The organism is Aridibaculum aurantiacum, assembly GCF_017355875.1.
GTDB lineage: Bacteria > Bacteroidota > Bacteroidia > Chitinophagales > Chitinophagaceae > Segetibacter > Segetibacter aurantiacus.
The window spans coordinates 904,730-921,920 of record NZ_JAFEWC010000003.1 but is presented as its reverse complement, the minus strand read 5'-3'; the positions used below and the strand labels follow the sequence as shown (position 1 = coordinate 921,920).

Sequence of the window (17,191 nt, the reverse complement as noted above, 5' to 3'; positions counted from 1 at the left end):
GCACTCTTCTTTCTATTGAAGTATTGCAAGCTGGTTATCTATCTGCTTAGGCTGCAGCGATTGTAGTTCATTCATCAGTGGCTGTAACTGGCTCCTGTCAATAGAACCGCGTAAAACAACTACACCTCCTGCTACATCAGCCTGTACACCCTGGTATTTACTAATAACGGAGTGCACAGAAGTGCGTAAAGTAAGATCGGTGCTATTATCTACCTGCACCTGGTTATCTACCGAACGAACACCCTCTACCGCTGCTATTTGTTTTTCTATATTGGCTGCACAGTTCTCTCCTCTACATGTTCCTGATAATGTTACTACACCATCTTTCACCGTAGCGTTTATAGCTTGGTTACCTCCATCGGCTTTTATTTTCTCATTTACATTCTGCTGCAGTGTCTCATCATTCACCTTTCCACCACATGATATAAGGGTAAAAGAAAGAAGAGCAATCATCCAAAGCAGCAATGAGGAATGTTTGAACTGGTTCATGGTTTATGTATTTTGGTAAGAATACATGTAGGTAAAAAAAAGATGCCACCTAAAGAAGCTGCTGTTTATGAGTTGGAATGAAAGCGAAGGCCTATATGGTTTAAGTAAATCAAGCTGAATAACAGATAACATAAACAACCCTGTTCTAATACAAATTTAACCCTGAAGACTCCCGTTCCCCTGTTTACTGTTGTAAATTTGAAACATGCTGGTACCTGCTTTTACTACATATAATCACCTGAAAGTTCGTTTGGACAAACTGGCTGAAGAACTGGATAAGGCAGAGCATGATTATGAGATTGCCCTTTCACGAGATGAAGAGTTTCATGTGCTAAAAGATCTTTACCAACAAGTACGCATGTTACAACGTAAGCGTACTATGTTATTTGATCTTGCAGAACAACATCCAAAGCTTCACTCGTAAAAGATCCTGCTCCTTTTCTTTGTTTGCACTATGCTTTTTTTATCTTCTTCAGCAGCATGTTCATTTTCTTTACTGCTAAATAATTAGCTACTGCTATTTCTATATCACCGGCTGAACAATAGCTGCCAAGCCGTGTAAGCACCTTCACCAGCGCGTTTACCTAAACGAGATATTTCACGCTTTTCCGTCTCCATTTTCATTAACGGTTCCTTTACAGGTTTCTACAGAATCTCTTCAGAATGCAGGAGTAGACTTGTATTTCTAAAACAAATGAAACCATGACAATAAAGCAATCATTAGCAATAGCCGCATTCAGCGCCGTTACATCGGTTGGAAGCGTTTGGGGCTATAACGAATATCAACAACATCAGCAGGTGCTGCCAGCAGCCTCGCCTGCTAATTCACTATTTAAACCCGCCAGCTATACCGCTGCTGCAGCAAGTATCGGGCTGGTAGATTTTGAACATGCAGCTACCAAAGCCGCACCGGCAGTAGTTCATATTAAAACACAATCGAAGCCAAAGCAAGTGGCGCAAACACCTAATGGCCGCCGCCACCCGCTACAAGATTTCTTTGGTGATGGCTTCGGCGATATGTTTGGCGAAAGAGGCAACTCCTCTCCTTCTCCTCAACGCAGGGGCTCAGGATCGGGTGTAACCATAAGTGCCGACGGGTATATAGTTACCAACAACCACGTAATTGATGGTGCAGATGAAGTAACTGTAACCTTGAACAACAGCAAAGACTACAAAGCAAAAGTGATAGGTAAAGATGCCAGCACTGACCTTGCTGTTATTAAAATAGATGCAAAGGATCTTCCTTACCTGGAATTTGCTAACTCTGACGAAGTTCGCCTGGGGCAGTGGGTACTAGCTATTGGTTATCCTTTAGGTCTTCAGACCACCGTTACCTCCGGTATTGTAAGTGCCAAGTCTAGAGGCTTGGGCATCAACAGCCGCCAGAGCAGAACTCCTGTTGAAGCATTCATTCAAACCGATGCTGCTATCAACCCTGGTAACAGCGGTGGAGCACTTGTAAATACAGATGGTAATGTGATAGGTATCAACAGTGCCATTGCATCCCCTACCGGATCGTATGCAGGATATGGTTATGCTATTCCATCTAACATGGTGAAAAAAATAGTAGCCGATCTGGTAGAATTTGGAAGTGCAAAAAGAGCTTATCTCGGCATTATGTATGGCAACGACCAGATGACAGAAGAAGATCGTAAAGCCAATAATGTAAAAGAAGGTAAAGGTGTATTTGTAATGGAAGTTTCCAAAGGTAGCGCAGCTGAAGAAGCAGGCGTGAAAAAAGGTGACTTCATTACAAAGATCAATGGTAAGACCATTAACACCGGAACTGAGATGATCGAGCAGATTGCTGCCCTACGCCCGGGTGAAAAAGTGCAGATCACTTACCAGCAGAATGGTAAAGAGAAAACCGCTACAGCAACCTTGAAAGGCGAAGCAGGAAGTTATGCAAGCATCCAGGAAAAAGTAGTGGAGCAACTAGGTGCCACTTTTGAAAACCTGGATAAAAGCAAAGCAGCACAATTACAGCTTTCATCAGGTGTAGTGGTAAAAAGTTTACAGCAAGGTATCCTTACCGAACAAACCAGGATCAAAGAAGGTTTTATCATCACGAAAGTGAACAACATAAAAGTGAATTCAGTAGAAGAACTTAAAGAAGCTATTAAAAGATCTGGCAATAGCGCCATCATTAGTGGAGTGTACCCATCGCAACCACAAACTGAATATCGCTATGCCCTGAACGATCTTCAATAAGCTTTGTTCATGGAAGGTTTAGTTTTGGTTTCCCCCGCCTCGATAACAGGCGGGGTTTTTTATGTGCTGATAAAACACCCATTACAGATCGGTAATTTTACAAGGATGAAAATTTTGATCATAGAAGATGAAATAGCGTTGCAGCAATCCATCCAGCACTACCTGGAGCACCAGGGCTATGTATGCGAAGCCGTAAGCCACTTTAGAGCAGGAATGGAAAAAGTGCAGCAACACGATTATGACTGTGTAGTAGTGGACATTGGCCTTCCGCTGGGAAGCGGGCTCGATATCGTGAAAGTGCTGAAGGATATACAATCCAAAGCAGGCATCATCATTATTTCTGCTAAAAATGCTTTAGAAGATAAACTGCGTGGATTGGAACTGGGCTCTGATGATTATTTGACAAAGCCGTTCCATCTTTCAGAATTGAATGCACGCATCAACGCCATTTTAAGAAGAAAGAATTTCAGTGGCAATAAGACAACATCCTTCAATGAAATTACCATTGATGTAGAAGCAAGACGTGTAACTGTAAATGACAAAGTAGTAGACCTGACTGAAAAGGAATTCAACCTGCTTCAATATTTCATTATCAACAAACGGCGTGTGCTTACTAAAATAGCTATTGCCGAACATATTTGGGGCGATGAATACGGGCAGGCAAGCAACTACGATTTCATTTATGCACATATAAAAAACCTGCGCAAAAAACTGGTAGAAGCAGGCAGTGAAGACTATATAAAAACAGTGTACGGCACAGGCTATAGGTTTACTGATAACTAGATAAACAATAGCCTGTCGTACTTTCTAAAATATAACCGTATGAGGTTATTGACTAAAACCACTTTATGCTTTTTATTGCTTATCATGCCATTGCTGGCAATAGCAGGTTATTACCTGTATTTCCAGTTTAGCAAAGAACTGAATACACGCCTTGATGAAGAACTGGTAACAGAAGAAGTGCAATGGATAAGATACCTCCGCAGCCAATCCGGCTTTGGTACTTCATTCATACTAAAGACACCTGACATAGTCATTTTTCCTGTACAGGCCACGCCTACTCGCTTTCCAAGCATAGCCACTAAAGAAGAGTATGATGAAGCGGATAAAACCAAAGTTTCTTACAGGCAGTTGGAACATATTGTATCTATTGGTGGCATCCCTTACCAGATCATTATCCGCAAATCGCAGAAACACAGAAGTGCATTGGTAGCAGAAGTAACACGGATTATGTTGCTGGTGTTCATCTTTCTTTTTGTAGTTACCATGCTCTTCAACTGGATCATCAACAAAGAGCTATGGCGACCATTCCGCCGTTCGCTGCAAAAGATAAAAGGTGCTGAACTACAAAAAATGGAAGCACTGCATTTTGAAGAATCAACATCAGTGAAAGAATTTAATGAGCTGAATGCATCCCTGAATATGATGGCAGAAAAGATACACAGTGACTACATCAGCATAAAAGAATTTACGGAGAACGCGGCGCATGAAATGCAGACACCACTGGCAGTTGTGCAGAGTAAGCTTGAGCTGTTGCTGCAAGACAGCGACCTGCAGGAAAACCAGTTGAACACGCTGGTGCAGGCCAGCACAGCCATCACAAGATTGAGCAAGATCAACCAGTCGTTGTTACTGCTTGCAAAAATTGAAAACCATCAATTTGATACAACTGAACTAGTAAGCATGACTGCTGTAACCAGGAAATATCTTGCACTGTTTCATGAACTGATGATGGAAAAGCAACTGCAGGTAAACTTTGATGAACGGCAGGATTGGAAGCTGCCACTACATGCATCACTTGCAGATACTCTTGTAAGCAACCTGCTTGGCAATGCCATTAAGTATAACCATACGGGCGGAAGAATAGAAGTTGTTGTAGATGCAAACTGCTTTACCATCAGCAACTCAAGTCATCTTCCGGCTATAGATAAAAATCAATTGTTCAAACGCTTTCTGCGACAGCACGCTCCTACTGATCTGTCAACAGGGCTTGGGCTGGCAATAGTAAAAAAGATTGCAGATGTACACCAGCTGCAGATTAATTATTCAGCCGAAAATGGACTGCATCGTTTCGAGGTTAAAAAATAACAAATCGCCTGTAAAAGCTTATTGAATGATTGGTGAATTACGACGCAATGCTTTCACGCATCCACTTAAAGAAGCTATTGCACTTTCTTGTACACAGTTTCTGTAGCTTTTGTTTCTCCTCCTTCAGGCGATACATTATAAGCAGTGATGACCATTTCTGAATCAGTTATCAATTCAATGGTTGTTCGCCAGCCCCAGTGTTGCTCCATCTCTGGCGTCACATATGAATAACTTCCCAGGATGTTCAAATTCTGATCACCTCTTTTACCCTCTGAGAACATGATGGCAGAACCATTGTGAAATGAATCAATCCATGCACATTGAAACTTTTGCAGATCGAGATGGTAGCCATAGATAGCCATTCCCGTTATTGGCTCTTCACCAAACTTACTCTTGTATTCGTGCATAATGAAACGCCCATCCAGTATAAGCCGCATGGTGCCTGATATAGGAGACTCATCTTCCAGCTTGGCTGGATCAAACCACACCCTGGTTGTTCCTTCCCAATCACCCACCATCCTACTCAATTGCAGGTGTGCACCATCAGTTTTTGACTGTTCAAATTTTTCATTCATAAGTGTATAGAATTGGTATTGTAAAGTAGACTAATTAACTATAGAAAAAACATGCATTAGGGCTTCTACTACCCATAGGAAGCTAACATGACTAGGCTTAATATAATTTTAGTAACGCTGCTTAGTCGTTGTATAGATCCTCTTCTGCCTCTTCTAATGTTCTACCTTTCTTATCATACAGAAGTGTTAGTTCAGGATCATATCCTGGTTCTTCCTTATCCCACACAAAAGGCTTTAGCGACACATGCTTAATAAGCCGCTCTTTGAACTTGTACCAACCCGGTGTTTCCTCCATTATCTCTAGCCGGCTACCATTGTGCATAAAAATATCCAGGCACATTTGGTCGTAGGAGATTTCTTCTTCATGAGCGAATACTGTTTCTATATCATTCCATTTGTAAAAAATTTTGTGCTGGTTTTCTTTAAAAGAAAATCCATTTGCTGTGTAGGAAAAACTGCCATAATCTTCTTCTTTTTCCCGTTTCCAAAAATCCAGTATCTCTTCTCCCAGTTGACTGCCTGGAGAGACAAATAGATTCTTAGGATGGAGCAACCACACCAGTGCAAAAGTTCCCATACCGCCAAAGAAAATGATGGCTAACCAAAATAAAATAGGAGGAAGTGCGTGCCTGGCAAATAGAATAACGCATACAAACAAAACAGCCGTTATAACATTCTTTATCCATTTGGTTTTGCTTTCCCAAATAACTCGTTTGCCTTTAAAAGTTTCGTACATCTTCATTTATATAAAGCGCGTTTAGCCGCTGGTGAATGAACTATTCTTATAGCGGCTTTATTTAGCGTAATAACGTAACCATTCCTTTTTCTGATTTGTTTACATCACCGTACAACTGGTAGTCGCAGGTCCATACATAAGCACCGGTAGGTAAAGCCATTCCTTTGAAGCTTCCATCCCACCACCTTTTAGGATCATTGGACGAGAAGATGACCTCTCCCCACCTGCTGAAGACGGTTAACCTGAACCGCACAAAAGCACCATCTGTCATGGCTTTAAAATAATCATTCTTTCCATCGCCATTAGGCGTAAAAGCTGTAGGTACCCAAATAGCTGCCGGACATACATCCCAATCAACTGAAATGGTGTCGCGACTGGTGCATCCATCCGTATCTCTCGCCTCTACCCAATAATTTCCTCTCTGCTCCACCTCAGCGTATTGCCTTCTTGCACCTGTGCTCCATCTATAACTTACAAAGCCACTACCGGCATTTAATTGAAGAATTTTTCCTGCACATATAGTGGTATCAAGTCCTAAAAATATGGGCTGCGAAAAACGACGACTGACACGAACAGTATCAAAAACAAAACAGCCTTTTTCTATTTCACCTTGCAGGTAGTAGCTGGTATCCTGTTCCGGCGCCACTTTTACTGAAGCACTATTCAAGCTGCTAATATTATAATCAGGAGACCATGAATAAGAGAGGTATTGAGTAGGTGGTTCTATGTGAAGCGAGTCCTCGTTGCATCGGATCATATCAGGCATTCGCAAAAACGGGTAATGCTTTTCTTCAATAAGCAAAGTATCGCTGCTGGTAATGCCGCAATGATCAGTGGCAGTAAGCCATATAGTACCCGGAGCGGTAACTGCATAGGATGGTGTCGTTGTATTGTCGTGCCATTGGTAACTGGTAAAATAGCCGAGATCTATCATCACCGTATTCCCGTTGCAAATGCTTGTATCAGGCCCCAGGTCTACACGCTTACCACCAAAAGAAATATTGATAGTATCCGAAGCTTCGCACAAACCATCATCAGCATACAACCAATAGGTTCCGGCTGTGTTGACAGATATAGATGGAGTTTGAGCGCCTGTAGACCATAAAAAATTAGCAGCCACAGCCGGGGCAGATAAGATAACTGCTGTATTGGAACAGGCCGCAGTATCAGGCCCCAGGTTCACTCGCAGAACGCTGTCCTGTATCCTAATTTGATTAGGCAATCCAATACCGCTTAATCGCCCGTTCAGGTTTACACCATCTTCCTCAAAACCACATTGCGGAGCCTTTAAATTTGGAAAAGGAATAATGGCCAGGTAATTCTTTCCCGCCCTTGCTACATATAGCTTTCCATCAGGGCCCACCTGTATATCGCTAAAAGCTACTGAACGGGTACTGGCGCCACCGGCATATGTTTTAGAACCGGCAATGGCAGCTTGTGTTGCAAGCGACAGGTCATACTGGTACACCAGGAGGTATTCATTGCCATTGATCTCGGGCACGTACAGCTTGGAATCGTCGGGCGAAAAGCAAGCTCCATAAGGTGCACTGAATGCCGGCGAAGTAATGGTAATAACATTGGACAAAAGACCAGTGGTGGGATTGAAGTCTATTATTTCTACAGTACCACTGGTTTGTGTTACAGCTATCTTTTTGTTGTCAGCCGAAACTTTCATTGTTCCTACAGGGCTCATATGTGTACTGCCAACGTTGCTAAATACTGGCGCTTGTAGACCTTTAGAACTTAAAAAATAAGCTATAAACTCGCTGCTCAGCCGCCTGTGCACTAATATCCATATACCGCAAATGGTAGCCTTCGCTGCCACTATTTTTTCGGTAAGACCAGAAGTTAGAAAGATGTTCTTGCTTCCAGCCACCACGTCACCTTTACCACCATCAAGTGTTATATCAACAATGGAATAATGCAGGTCGCCGGCACCTTGTTGGTCTGTTAGTGTAAACACCCAGTAAAAGGTACTGCTGCCAGGCTGCGGAACTATGATAGCAGGCTGCGAGGTAGACGGATGACCAATTAGCCCGTTGCCGTTGGGCATTACCTGGTGAAACTTGTTCCAGATACGCAAGCCATCGGTGTAAAACAGCAGGTTTCCTGCAGCATCGCTAATTGTTGCAGAACCTTCTGATGCGGACATGGAACCATTGGTAAGACTGGTAGCATTGCGGCCAGGGAAAGTGATGCCTGCGCCGGAACCAAAGTACCAGTTATTGAATTCGCCCTGGCCATACACCATACAGGCATAGCACAGGCTAAAGCACAATAAGAGAATACGTGTAAACATCAAGTATTCTAAGTTACAGCATCTGTACTTTCGGCAAATTCAAATGGAAGAATGGTAAGTAGTTAGTGTCAGCGGCAAGACGTTGACAAGCCTTAAACTTCAAACTTTAAACCTTAAACCTTAAACTTCAATCTTGGCTTAATGTTTTTAGACAGTCTTTCATGCAAGTATTGCCGAAAGAAGTTTGGACAATCGGACATTCGAACAGAACGCTTGATGAGTTCACTGCTATGCTTCAATCGTTCAATATTCAAATGCTTGTAGATGTCCGGCATTTTCCAGCTTCACGCAAATTCCCTTATTTCAATAAAGAGGCGCTACGCGTATCGCTGCAACAAAACAATATACAATACGAGCATATACTTGAACTTGGCGGACGCAGAAAACAAAACAAGGAATCAGGTAATACAGCATGGAGACATCCTGCATTCAGGGCATATGCTGATTACATGGAAACAGCAGAATTTGAACAAGGTGCCAGGAAGTTGAAAGATATTGCACAACTGCACAGGACTGCATATATGTGTTCGGAGGCCGTCTGGTGGAGTTGTCACCGCTCTATGATCTCTGACTACCTGAAAGCGGAAGAATGGACAGTGATGCATATTATGTCTATCGCTAAAGAAGAAGAACATCCATATACTTCACCGGCTAAAGTTCAAGATGGTAAACTGACGTATAGGTAATGAGGCATGTAAACCTGGCGAAGCGTATGACTGCGAAAGAAAGCTGAAGATGCTTTGCTATTCATCTACCTAACAATCTATAGTTGGTAAAAGATTATGCTAAACAACCTCAGTACTTGTTTCTTCATATAAAGCAGGTGTATCAACAGGAGTGGGATCAACAAGTTTGTCTTTACCTTTCTCTAGCTGCCATAGGAAATAAAGACCACCAAGAGGAATTCCTACATACCATGCAGAATTGATATAGCCCATATATTCAAAACCAATTCCGCAAAGAATTTGTAAACTAAAGAGCTCCAAGGAAATTTTACCAATTGAAACGTAAGTGATAGTGGGAACATTCAGAGCGATGACACCAAGATATTTAAGCCATTTCTTCTTGTAAGCACTCTTCTTAATTCTCCTGATCACATAAATATTGAAAGCAGGAACGCACAGTGCAATAATCCCAAACAGCCAAAACATTGTCATGCCAGGAATGGACTCTTTAACATCAAGTGTTTTAATATTCAAAATCTTTTGAGACTTGTCATCGAACAAAGCCTCTAGCACTCCGAACTCCTTTCCATTAGAAAACTGCATGAATAGCTTTGTGGTGTTTGGACGGGTGCCTTCACCATCTTCAGTCGACCATTTCTTTTCAGCCCTCATCAAAGTATACTCAACCTTCTCACCAAAATTCTCTACGACAACTTCCCTGAAGTTAACAAGTCCGAGTTTCAGATCTTCCTTAGTGCTATCTGCTGCTGCGTCGTCAATCGCCATCAACTGTATGCATGCGTCATACTCTGCCCTTAGTAAATGATCGAAAAAACTTTTTGTTGTATCACTATATTGAAATGTGTTGCTTATAAATGAGCAGCCACTTATTGATGTGATCACTAAGAGGAAAATCATCCAAGAGAATTGCTTCTTCATGCAAGGGTTGTTTTGGTGTTTAGGGCAGCTTTATCAGAAAGGGATGAAGGTTTCTCTCCCAATAATTTTATTGTAATCAATAATCCAAATCACTACGTAACCGCCAGCTCCATCACTATTTATAGCTTCAATATAAACTTTCCCTGTTGACCTGTCTACATATGCCATTGTCATATCAAGATTTGGCTCAAACAGATCATTATAAAGGCTCCTTGGAAAACTTATAACATTACTTCCTGTTGTAAACTGGATGAGTTTGTATTCTTTTATAGGTACATTGCCGTCTGTCCCCCAAGGATGTTTGTTATCTATAGCTTTTACAAAAGCCTGCTCACCTTCGTGATTCTCATATTTTATTTGCCTGCTCTTCTTATTGAATTTCCCTGTTTTTACTGATAATTGAAAGCTGTCAAGGTGAAGCTTTAATGTACTGTCATTTATAGTCTTCTGTTTGAACTTAGTGAAGTTTGAAAGTAAAGTAACTCTTGACTTATGTACATAACCGGATCTAGTTTTATCACCCTTTGTATAATCAACCGGCCACCAGTTTCCTTCTGCCTGCTCTGGGTAAACAAAAACGATTTTATTGTTCGTAAGCGTGTCTATGATCTTTGACTGATTACCTGCAGCTTGCCGAACATTGCAATAACCTTCCGGATCTTTTACCAAGGCAGTTTGCGCTTTTGCTACCGCGGATATGAAGATGAATAAATAGAGAATTAGAAACTTTTGCATACAATAAAAACTGCGGCTAATCTTTTGAAACAAGTGGTGATATCAACCCATACTTATTGAAGCAAGCGACTAATTTCAAAATCAATCTTGGCATTTTCGAAATCTTCTTTCGTTATCAGGTTATTGTCTCTAAGCCATACCAGCCGTTCATGATACTCTTCTTCATCTGTATATTTATCAAAAGCCAAATATTCTTTTTTCAGCATTTCCCTTTTGGCCGTCATCACCAATTCTATAAAATGGAGCACTTCCTGTTCAGAAGGTATGTTGCGAAAAAAGTAAAGGTTGGTTTTGCCGCCTGTTAGATATACGTCATCTACATGTTCCTTTATGTAGGCAAGAAAGGCAATTACTAAAGAGCAGAACCATGCTCCTAATACCTGCCCACCATTGATACTGTTACTGGTAAAACTAACTATGGTAACCACAACAGGAACCAGGAAGATGACTGCAAGGATAATATAACCGCCCTTGGTATTTTCTGCATGGTAATGCAATTTTTCTCCTGTATCACGAATATCAACTTCATATCTTGAAGTATCCTTTGGTGTCTTAATTTCTACTGCCACCTTATCCTCGTACAATACAAACTTCCTTCGGCTTAATCTTATTTTTTGATCTAACTCTGCAATTTTCATGGTCAATATTTCTGTTGATTAGAATTTCATCTAACGGCATCACCGGGAACTGAAGCCAAATGAGGACGAATGTACATCTTATATAAATGTTCATCTTCCTTGTACGTGCCGTCCGCCCCACGCCATTATAAATAATAACCTGGTTCAATTTCCCAGGTGAATGGTTCAGTAAATGTTTTTAGCGTCTTAAGTTGCGAGATGTTTAATGACTTCCATGTTGTCTTTTTACTGCCTTTGTTGTCGTTGCCTTTTGTCAACGCTCTTTTCTTCGACAAAAAATTATAGCTGTAGTCTTCGAAATCGTGTGTAGCCCTGTGGAAAGAAGAGTTTTCAGCACCAATTAAAACAAACTGTCCTTGTTGAAATCGGAATTTATAAACAGCGTTTGTTACATACCAACTGCCCATGTTATAAAAGAGGTGAAACTTAATTTACAATATTCCTTTGTTAATAGCCAACTCAAGGTATGGGTCTTCCATTGCTGGATTATCGTGCCTTAAGATAAAAGTGTTGCTTTGCTCAACTAACGCAAAACTGTTGTGAGCAGCGTTTCTGAAAAGTATCAACAACATCCTGGGCTGTGTTAGAACGGTGTCTCCTACACTGTTTGCCATTGAAATACTGTCCTTATGCTGGATAACAATAGCTGCGTCCGTTACGCCGTCTTTGTTTAAGTCACCATAAGCACTGTCAAGAACTGTCCAACCAGCAGGCACAAAATCAGGAATGTTTTGACCTGTCACCAGTATGGATGGGTAAGAAAAGTTTTGCCCATGACAAACCCCGATGAAAATGGTCAATATGATTATAAGGACGTGACGCATATGGAGACGCACAGAGTTGAATGTAGTTGTGTAGGTGTGGTATCCAGGGAACAACAAACCTGTACGAATAACTGGCTAAAGGTACTGCTGTTGATGATTACCTGCTACAGCTTGTAGATAATGTTCAGCCTGAACAGCAGCAGAGTGACGAACTGCAGCCGAAGCTGGTAACATTCTGCCACAGTTGCACAAATACGATTGTTGGTGGCAGTTCCTATTTTTGAATTCCAAGTTGCTTTCTCATCTCAAGACTGAAACTGTATTGTTCCTCTACAGGTATAGCCCGTCGTGAAACTTTTTTCATGTCTTTGCCTTCCTTTGTCCACAAAGGCGGAAAGAAGTTGAAAGTCTTATCACCACTTAAAGTTTTTACTTCTTCCTTCCAATTTGTCCACCGATATCCTTTGTAGAATTTGTCAAGATTATTATTGAAGCAAAAAAACAAGAAATCTGTATAGGTCAAGTCAAGCGGTTCATACTCTAAATTGTCTGGTGATAAGTAATATACTTTTCCTAAATCTTTTCCAAGTCCTCCTCCGTTCAACAGGAAGAAGCCACCAATAGCGTCATCAGCTATAAGTAGAAAATTGGGCGCTTCTCCGAACTCCTGAAAAGATTTTCCTTTATTCCAATCAGGAAGTGTTCTTGGAAGTCTTGCTTGACCCGAACCAAGAATTCTAATCCACCCATTATCTATTAGCAGTCCTCCTGTCATAAAGACTACTGAACCCATAGGTGAACGTGTAGTCACTTGTGTTTTAAATAATGCTTCCTTCGCCCTTGTTGTATCTACAGGCAGTATTTCAACCTTGTTCTTGGCGGTCTTTATCCATTCTTTCACTAATGACCAACCTGGGTCTTCGGTATTTATCAGTTCTTCAAGTGGGCGCATTTTTACTTGTCCGAATGTTGTCAATGTCACAAAGAGTGAAAGTATGATTGCATTTATTTTTCTCATTGAATTTGAAGCTGTCTGCGAATTGCCACCAACGTAAAAGTATCGGCGAAGGATGGGTTTGATGGCTATTCAGCCCGAACTTCTGACCAATAATTTTCTACTGCACAAGATAAAGAACAAAAGCAGACTATTGATTTTTCAGCCGAAGCTGAAGATGATGGTTAAATGCTGCTGATGTTCTCAACATTCAGCCCATCTTTTGCCAACTACTGTTGTATGCTGTGCTTATTTTAGAGTTTAATGGACTTCGCTATTTGTTTAGAACTTAAAAATGTTATCGGAATGGAAATAAAGAGATAAATAATAAATAAAATCAAAGTTTCCCTCTTAATGTCACTCCAATAAACATTGAAGTATTCTTTATTAAATTTAAAAGCATAAAGAAGTTTATACATGATGTAAAGTGATGCCAACAAAAAGGTGAGTATTACGGAGTTTAGGATTGTTCCACTTCTACCACCATTTTTTATGATTTGGCTTCTTATAAAGCTTACACTGATCATAGTAAAAACCAATGTTAAGCAGATGAAGTAAAATATATCTTGCAAGTTCCTAAAACCCATAAGTAGCATTTTGATCTCAGATGGTTTTCCACCTATAAAGGAAAATGCTTCGTAGTCATTACTTAAACTGAAATTCATTCTGATGAGAATATTAAGACCAGCAAGAACATTTAGGACAAAAAATGTTGGAATAAATACTACGACATGCTCTTTCTTAAATCTGCTCATTGAATTCATCTTTGTAATTTAATCTCTAATCCAGCATGCTTACAACGTTCACGGCTTCATCCAATTGCTTAAGAATTGTCTTGTTTACCCCATTTTTATATAACCTAATAACCAACCGATGCTTACTCCAACAGAAAATAATCCTGCCAGTATGAAAACGATGAAAATAATGTAATTAAAGCCTTCTTCATTCTTTAGAACAAATTTTTTGGGATCATCAGGGTCATACAAAATTGGCACCGATTGGTCAATAAACTTTCTATACGTTCTTATTTTACTTAAATCTGTCGAAGCGTAAACAAAAGGTTTTTCTTTGATTATATCACCGGTCAAAGTAGTGAACTCAATTACAGGGGTCTTGTGGCCATCGCGGTCAGATTGATACTCAATTATGTTCCCTGTCCAATCAACTCCAATCCTTCTGATTTTTTTCAGAAATATTACTGCTGCAAAACCTAGATATGATATAAGCGCCCCAAGTATTAGGAAACATAGAGCTGGCTTAATGAACATACAAAGCCCAAACGTCGCCATAATTACTATCCAGTATTTCCTTACTAATTCCATCTTTTATACTCATATTAAAAACATCAGCAGCGTATGCCCAAAGCTGCTAACGTTGGCGGCTTGCGTTGTGGCGGTATTCTGTGTTCGGTCCGCCGACGACCGAAGCCGAATGATGAACTAATGTACAAGTTTATTTCTACTGCTCAATAGTGTTCGGTGATGGTGGAACTACTGCTGATAAGCGAAACGAAAGTTGATGTTGCGTTAGGTTAGCCAGCATAGTAGCAAGCCAATTATTAGCGGCTGCTTTGGTATGCATAAATTTCAATCCGAAGTAGTATCCTTTCGGATATCTTCTAGCTGGACATCTTCTATCCGAACATCTTGTACCTCAAGTACCCTTGTTCCGAAAAGTTCACGGACAGTCCAGAAACCATCTCTCTTCAACTTAAACAAATCTTCAATATAATTCCCATAAACAGCAATCGCTCGATTTCCATTAATCTTGAAATATGGTTGGGGATACCAATAGTTTATAATGCTGCTGTCTTGTTCTAAAAAATTAAGCTCATAAGAAACCAGCCTTTTCAGTCAAGCCGCTGTTTTAGAAACATAGTGTTAACGGTTGCTTTTTAGGTTTGCGAGGCTGTTGTCACGAGCAATGTCATTTAGGGCGTGTTGGTCAAATCCAACCGCACGCAAGACCCCGGTTATAAAAGGGGTTTTGCCTTCAATATAGCGGTCAATATCATAGGGGTGTTCTAGTGCCAGCCTTTTTTTAAGCTCTCCATAAGCTGTTGCTTGGGCGGGATGTCGGAATAGAAAATCACGGAGCGCCAGGTGATTCTTCAAGGCAATGCTGTCTGAGGGGCAAACGTATAAATGATGATTTGGCCAGGTACGGATGTGAGGGTCAAAGGGTACATGGTCGGATCGCCGCTTAAAAGCCTCTCTATCCTTAATGCCCAAATCTCCACGGTGATCATAACCGAGCAAGTGAAGTCTCTTGATCACAACAACAAGGTTCTCCCGATTGGGTATAACAAGATCAATGTCAATGATCGGCTTTGCAGCGAGGCCGACAACGGAAGTGCTACCTACGTGTTGCACGTCTGTTACAACGTCTGCCAAATGCCTAAGATAAATTGACCGTAATTGCTGAAACACCGACGCCCAGTTTGGGGAATACTCCTCAATAATAATCTTTTCATTACTCATAGAACAAGAAGAACTAAACTATAATGATAGTTAACGTTTACGGCTTGCTGCTGTGCCGGGCTTTTATATTCGTCTGACTGAAACAAAAGCCAAATAGAAGACCAAAGTACAATTTTTATTCTATCGTTAACCTGCGTTCGGTCAGCCGAAACTGCTGCTGATTAGGGAACAAAAAACTAATGCTGCGTTTCGTCTGCCGGCATAACAGCAAACCAAATGTTGTAGGCAGGGCATCGGAACTCATTAGTCTGTTTTTACAAGAACACGTTTCCACGTTTTACTATTTCCTATTGTCAAAGTATCGTTTTTTAATACAAAATGTCGTGCTTGGTCAGTGTCAATATACCAAGGTAAAGACCCACCTTCAACACGATGTGTCAAAATAGACTTGTCGAAATCAACTGTGTAAGTTCCAAAATATCCTACTGAATACTTATTTATCCAATTGAGCAAACTGATATTATAGTTTTTGGCCGAATCCCTTGAAATTTTCAAAGGTGCTTCCGCCGAAATGTTGATATTGACAATGCCGGATTTGCTATATGTAAAATAACCCTTTGGATTTCTTCCATATTGGTATTTCCATTCTAAGGTTGCAGTATCTAAATCTGAGAATTCAATCAGTCTCCAAGTACCTATCAGTTTATCGAGTTGTGTCGTTGCTGTTTTGGGTTGATTTGATTTAACCTTATTTTGCCCAAACGAATTGGAAGTTAGAGTTAAGGCGAACAAGAACACTAAATAGAATTCCTTCATTTGTCAAAACTTTAAATTGTGAATGTGGTGTTTTTGCCTTGCCTACAAGGTTAGACGAATTTGTGCAGGTGTGGTATTCAGGGAACATTAAGCCCGTACAAATGCGTGGTTAAAGATACTGCTGTTGATGATTATTTACTACAGCAAATAGATATTCTTCCGACCGAACAGCAGCAGAATTATGAGCTACAGCCGACGCTGTTAAAATTCAGCCGCACTTGCACAAATACGATTGTTGGCTGCAGGCTTCTTTCACTTAGGGTTTGCTTGTCCTTACTACGACTGAACTCGCTATAAAATCATGTAATGCTCTTCGCTTTCGGTTGGTCAACATAGTTAAGAGTTCCAAGAGTGTCCAAATCCATAATGGTGTGTTCCCAAATTCAGTATACTCGTTTATGAGGGAATGTTCCCTGTTATTTTGAAAAATCAAATAACCGTAATATAGCGTGCCTGTTATTGCCAAAATCCACGCAAATATGTCCCTCAATACAGCTTGTCGTAGAGTTAGCTTTCGTGTTTCACCAACATCTAATACTTGAATTCCAACTACCCACTTCCCCACAGTTTGTCCGAATTTGTAGTGAAGAATTGTCACATAAAGTGAAGAAGCGAAAATCAGAAAAGCATTCCAAGCAAATTCAGAATAGATATGTCTTGGCTCTTCGAATATCCAATTACCTAGTAGAATGAATGGGAGGAAAACAATTCCGTCAACAATAGCAGCCCAAAATCTTTTCAATCCTGTGCTATATCTCAAATCTTCCATCTATATTCTGTCCTTTTCAATACGGTTAAGCACTGCTTGCAGCCAACGTTGAA

At 40.7% G+C, this 17,191-nt stretch carries 19 protein-coding genes; 5 read left to right on the top strand and 14 right to left on the bottom strand.

The features are described from left to right. Positions 1-12 precede the first annotated feature (12 nt). Positions 13-489: a BON domain-containing protein gene (locus J4N22_RS17600; RefSeq protein WP_207496782.1), complete on the bottom strand. Its 477-nt coding sequence runs from the start codon at positions 487-489 to the stop codon at positions 13-15. 205 nt (positions 490-694) lie between these two features. Here J4N22_RS17600 and J4N22_RS17595 point away from each other — a divergent pair, with 205 nt between their 5' ends. The 4 genes from J4N22_RS17595 (at position 695) to J4N22_RS17580 (ending at position 4,788) form a co-directional block, all read left to right on the top strand. Next, entirely contained in the window at positions 695-913 is a 219-nt protein-coding gene (locus J4N22_RS17595) for a hypothetical protein (protein WP_207496781.1), read from the top strand. 278 nt (positions 914-1,191) lie between these two features. Continuing rightward, positions 1,192-2,700 (top strand): Do family serine endopeptidase, encoded by a 1,509-nt coding sequence (locus tag J4N22_RS17590; RefSeq protein ID WP_207496780.1) that lies wholly within the window; start codon positions 1,192-1,194, stop codon positions 2,698-2,700. A gap of 105 nt (positions 2,701-2,805) precedes the next feature. Then, positions 2,806-3,483 carry a response regulator transcription factor gene (locus tag J4N22_RS17585; protein ID WP_207496779.1) on the top strand — a complete coding sequence of 226 codons (678 nt, stop codon included), beginning with the start codon at positions 2,806-2,808 and terminating at the stop codon, positions 3,481-3,483. A 39-nt stretch (positions 3,484-3,522) separates the two neighbouring features. Further along, positions 3,523-4,788, top strand: a complete 1,266-nt coding sequence (locus J4N22_RS17580) for a sensor histidine kinase (protein ID WP_207496778.1) — start codon at positions 3,523-3,525, stop codon at positions 4,786-4,788. A gap of 74 nt (positions 4,789-4,862) precedes the next feature. Here the strand turns inward: J4N22_RS17580 and J4N22_RS17575 are convergent, their stop codons facing one another. The 3 genes from J4N22_RS17575 to J4N22_RS17565 form a co-directional block, all read right to left on the bottom strand. Continuing rightward, the gene (locus tag J4N22_RS17575; RefSeq protein WP_207496777.1) at positions 4,863-5,363 is read right to left on the bottom strand and encodes a DUF1579 domain-containing protein; all 501 of its coding nucleotides are present in this window, start codon (positions 5,361-5,363) and stop codon (positions 4,863-4,865) included. Between the two features lie 121 nt (positions 5,364-5,484). Then, positions 5,485-6,105 (bottom strand): hypothetical protein, encoded by a 621-nt coding sequence (locus J4N22_RS17570; RefSeq protein ID WP_207496776.1) that lies wholly within the window; start codon positions 6,103-6,105, stop codon positions 5,485-5,487. Positions 6,106-6,160: 55 nt separating this feature from the next. Further along, the gene (locus J4N22_RS17565) at positions 6,161-8,398 is read right to left on the bottom strand and encodes a T9SS type B sorting domain-containing protein (RefSeq protein WP_207496775.1); all 2,238 of its coding nucleotides are present in this window, start codon (positions 8,396-8,398) and stop codon (positions 6,161-6,163) included. Positions 8,399-8,559: 161 nt separating this feature from the next. Between J4N22_RS17565 and J4N22_RS17560 the strand changes: the two genes are divergently transcribed. Next, the gene (locus J4N22_RS17560) at positions 8,560-9,084 is read left to right on the top strand and encodes a DUF488 domain-containing protein (protein ID WP_207496774.1); all 525 of its coding nucleotides are present in this window, start codon (positions 8,560-8,562) and stop codon (positions 9,082-9,084) included. Between the two features lie 99 nt (positions 9,085-9,183). Here J4N22_RS17560 and J4N22_RS17555 read toward each other — a convergent pair whose 3' ends face one another. From J4N22_RS17555 to J4N22_RS20270, 10 genes are all read right to left on the bottom strand, one after another. Further along, positions 9,184-10,002 carry a hypothetical protein gene (locus J4N22_RS17555; RefSeq protein WP_207496773.1) on the bottom strand — a complete coding sequence of 273 codons (819 nt, stop codon included), beginning with the start codon at positions 10,000-10,002 and terminating at the stop codon, positions 9,184-9,186. A 33-nt stretch (positions 10,003-10,035) separates the two neighbouring features. After that, entirely contained in the window at positions 10,036-10,737 is a 702-nt protein-coding gene (locus J4N22_RS17550) for an SH3 domain-containing protein (protein WP_207496772.1), read from the bottom strand. Between the two features lie 53 nt (positions 10,738-10,790). Further along, positions 10,791-11,375, bottom strand: a complete 585-nt coding sequence (locus J4N22_RS17545) for a hypothetical protein (RefSeq protein ID WP_207496771.1) — start codon at positions 11,373-11,375, stop codon at positions 10,791-10,793. A gap of 125 nt (positions 11,376-11,500) precedes the next feature. Then, positions 11,501-11,782, bottom strand: a complete 282-nt coding sequence (locus J4N22_RS17540) for a hypothetical protein (RefSeq protein WP_207496770.1) — start codon at positions 11,780-11,782, stop codon at positions 11,501-11,503. A gap of 24 nt (positions 11,783-11,806) precedes the next feature. Continuing rightward, positions 11,807-12,199 (bottom strand): hypothetical protein, encoded by a 393-nt coding sequence (locus J4N22_RS17535; protein ID WP_207496769.1) that lies wholly within the window; start codon positions 12,197-12,199, stop codon positions 11,807-11,809. A gap of 214 nt (positions 12,200-12,413) precedes the next feature. Next, the gene (locus tag J4N22_RS17530; protein ID WP_207496768.1) at positions 12,414-13,157 is read right to left on the bottom strand and encodes a DUF2625 domain-containing protein; all 744 of its coding nucleotides are present in this window, start codon (positions 13,155-13,157) and stop codon (positions 12,414-12,416) included. A gap of 815 nt (positions 13,158-13,972) precedes the next feature. Further along, a complete protein-coding gene (locus J4N22_RS17525; protein ID WP_207496767.1) occupies positions 13,973-14,455 on the bottom strand; it encodes a DUF3592 domain-containing protein in 483 nt (160 codons plus the stop codon). Between the two features lie 558 nt (positions 14,456-15,013). After that, positions 15,014-15,613, bottom strand: coding sequence for a GrpB family protein (locus J4N22_RS17520; RefSeq protein ID WP_207496766.1), 600 nt, complete (start codon positions 15,611-15,613; stop codon positions 15,014-15,016). Positions 15,614-15,856: 243 nt separating this feature from the next. Then, complete coding sequence (locus J4N22_RS17515) at positions 15,857-16,369, bottom strand: lipocalin-like domain-containing protein (RefSeq protein ID WP_207496765.1); 513 nt, start codon at positions 16,367-16,369, stop codon at positions 15,857-15,859. Positions 16,370-16,625: 256 nt separating this feature from the next. Continuing rightward, the gene (locus tag J4N22_RS20270; protein WP_207496764.1) at positions 16,626-17,138 is read right to left on the bottom strand and encodes an RDD family protein; all 513 of its coding nucleotides are present in this window, start codon (positions 17,136-17,138) and stop codon (positions 16,626-16,628) included. Positions 17,139-17,191 lie beyond the last annotated feature (53 nt).